The organism is Burkholderia sp. Se-20378, from assembly GCF_017104665.1.
Classification (GTDB): Bacteria; Pseudomonadota; Gammaproteobacteria; order Burkholderiales; family Burkholderiaceae; genus Burkholderia; species Burkholderia lata.
Genome location: NZ_JAAGPG010000773.1, coordinates 1 through 2,990 on the forward strand (window position 1 = coordinate 1; position 2,990 = coordinate 2,990).

At 67.7% G+C, this 2,990-nt stretch carries 2 protein-coding genes; one reads left to right on the forward strand and one right to left on the reverse strand.

The genetic code is table 11. The annotated features are described in order from the left end of the window. Nucleotides 1-357 precede the first annotated feature (357 nt). Nucleotides 358-1,146: a sulfite exporter TauE/SafE family protein gene (locus G3N93_RS37320; RefSeq protein ID WP_174939412.1), complete on the forward strand. Its 789-nt coding sequence runs from the start codon at nucleotides 358-360 to the stop codon at nucleotides 1,144-1,146. A gap of 157 nt (nucleotides 1,147-1,303) precedes the next feature. Here G3N93_RS37320 and G3N93_RS37325 read toward each other — a convergent pair. Next, a partial coding sequence (locus G3N93_RS37325) for a S10 family peptidase (RefSeq protein WP_206135267.1) occupies nucleotides 1,304-2,990 on the reverse strand: 1,687 nt, incomplete at its 5' end.

A 2,990-nucleotide genomic window follows, 5' to 3' on the forward strand; every position in this document is an offset into this window, starting at 1 on the left:
TCGAAGGCGTCGGCCCCGCGATGCACTGACCGGTAGCCGGCGGCTGGCGGCGTCCACCGCCGCCATCGAACCCGGGCGCGCATCGTCGCGCCCTTTTTTATGCGTGCGTGGCCCGGCACCCGCTCTCGTTTCACCGGGCGTTTCGGGCCGATCAGTCGCGCCGATGACGCCCACCCCGCCCCCGCTCCGCTCAAACGCCTGTTTGACTTCAGGCCGGTTGCCCGCCCCACGGGCTTTCCCCTCCGATTTTTAACGCAGTCGTACATCGACCCGCCACATTTGCGACAATGGCGGACTTTGACCCACGCGCCGCCGCCGAACATCGCCTCACCGTCGCCGCATAACCGCCTGCTTCCGATGTCGCTTCCCCATATCGATCTGCTGTACTCGTTGTCCGGCCTGTTCGTCGGCATCCTCGTCGGCCTGACGGGCGTTGGCGGTGGTTCGTTGATGACGCCGATCCTCGTGCTGCTGTTCGGCGTCCACCCCGCAACGGCGGTCGGTACCGACCTGCTGTACGCGGCCGCGACCAAGGCCACCGGCACGCTCGTCCACGGCCTTAAAGGCTCGATCGACTGGCGCATCACGGGCCGGCTCGCGGCGGGCAGCGTCCCGGCCGCGGCCGTCACGCTGTGGTGGTTGCATACGCACGGGATGAACGCGCCGGGCACCGCGCGAATGATCCAGCTCGTGCTCGGCGTCGCGCTGCTGCTCACGTCGCTCGCGCTGATCTTCCGGCCGCAGCTCACCGCGTTCGCCGCACGCAACCCGCTCGCGCCGAGCCCCGCGCGCACGCTGTGGTCGACCGTACTGACGGGTGCCGTGCTCGGCGTGCTCGTGTCGATGACGTCGGTCGGCGCCGGCGCAATCGGCGTGACCGTACTCCTGCTGCTGTATCCGGCACTTGCGACGACCCGCATCGTTGGCTCCGACATCGCGCACGCGGTGCCGCTCACGCTCGTCGCGGGCATGGGCCACTGGCTGCTCGGCTCGGTCGACTGGTCGATGCTGCTGTCGCTGCTGCTCGGCTCGCTGCCCGGCATCGTGCTCGGCAGCCTGCTGTCGGCACGCGCACCGGAGCGGCTGCTGCGCAACCTGCTCGCCGCGACGCTCGTCGCGGTCGGCATCCGGCTCGTGCTCGCGTAACACACGGCGCGAACGCCCTGTCCTCGGCGGTTTGACGCCGGTTCGCGACCGGCGCATGACGCACCGCCCCCTCGCCCGCCACGAATGAAAACAGCCCGACCGGCCTGCGCCGATCGGGCTGTCGTCCATCCGGGGCGGCGCAAGCCGCCCGCGGCGCTTACTGCCCCTGCTGCTGCAACTTCTGCTGCTTGAGCTGCTGCGTGCGCATCTGCAGCTTCAACACGCGCTGCAGCGCGGTACGGTTCGCCAGGATGCCGTCGTAGAAGTTGGCGAGATCGCCCTTCAGCGCGGTCCGCGACGCGTCGTTCAGGTAGATCATGTGGCCCGACGGGTAGTTCTTGATCGTCAGGTTCTGCGCCTTGAGCGTCGGGTCGAGCGGCATCTGCGCGAGCGTCAGCTCCGTCTGGTGGAACGGCGTGACCGCGTCGAAATAGCCGTTGGCCGACAGCACCTTCAGGTCCGGGTTCACGCTCATCGTCGATGCGAGGTCGCCGGCCGTGTACAGCGTATTGCCGCCGCCCTTGTTCGCGCCGGTCGGATCCGTGTGGCTGAAGTCCCAGTTGTTGAAGACCTGGTCGTTCAGGTCCACGAACGACGACGTCGACGTGTACTTGAGGTCGGTGTTGATGTAGCTGTTCCACAGCACCGTGTACGCGCCGCCGACGTTCGTGATCGACGGATCGTTGCTGCCCGAGTTCGGCAGGATGTACGGCGCGATGCCCTTGCCCGTGAAGTTCGCGCGACCGTCGTACTGGCCGATCTGCGTGCCCGGCACGAGCGTCAGGAAGAACGTGTACGGCGGGTTGTCGTCCGACGACGGCACGTTGCCGAGCGCGGCCGGGTTGCCGAACGTCTGGATCAGCGACGTCGGATCCGTGCCGATGTACGAACCCATCTGCTGCGCGGTCTGCAGGTTCAGGTTCAGGCGCACGTTCACGAAGCCGCCGTCCTGCGGGTTCGGCTTCTGCGCGAGCGGCGCGAGCGTGTTGTCCGCATAGTTGCGGGCCTGGATCATGTACGCGTCGAGGTCGGTCGGCGTCGGGTTGAGCGTCGTCTTCTTCCAGTAGAACGCATCGGCCGCGAGCGTCGGGAACGTGCCCGGCGCGGACAGCGCATTCGCGTAGTCGAGGATCGACGACTGCAGCGTGATCCCGTTCAGGTCGATGCCGTCCTCATGCAGCACCCACGACACGACCGCGCTGCGCGCGGTGCCGTACGACTCGCCGTACAGGAACTTCGGCGAATTCCAGCGCGAGTACTTGGTCAGGTAGCGCTGGATGAAGCGGTCGATCGAGCGGGCGTCCTGGTCGGTGCCCCAGAAGTCCTTGTTCTTCGCCGGGGCGATCGCCGTCGAGTAACCGGTGCCGACCGGGTTGATGAACACGAGGTCGGTGCGGTCGAGCAGGCTGTCCGGGTTGTCGAGCAGCTTGTACGGCGCGGGCGGCGTGAAGTTCGGGAACGACGACTGCAGGCGCTTCGGCCCGTACGAGCCGAGCAGCAGGTAGACCGACGACGAGCCGGGGCCGCCGTTGTAGAAGAACGTGACCGGGCGCGGCTTCGACGGGTCCGGATTGTCCTGCGTGTACGCGACGTAGAACATCTTCGCGTTCGGCGCCGACGTGGTCGGATCGATCGTCGTCAGGTGGCCCGTGGTGGCCGTGTACTTGATGGTCTTGCCGCCGATCGTGACCGTACGGTGCACGACGGCCGCCCCTTCCGTGGAATCCGTGACCGCGTCGTTCGGCCCGGTGCCGTACACGTCGTTGTCGACGTACGGCTGGTCGGCCGCTGCGGCCGTCGCGTTGGTGTTGGCCGACGTGCTGGCGCCGGCCGACGTCGCGGCC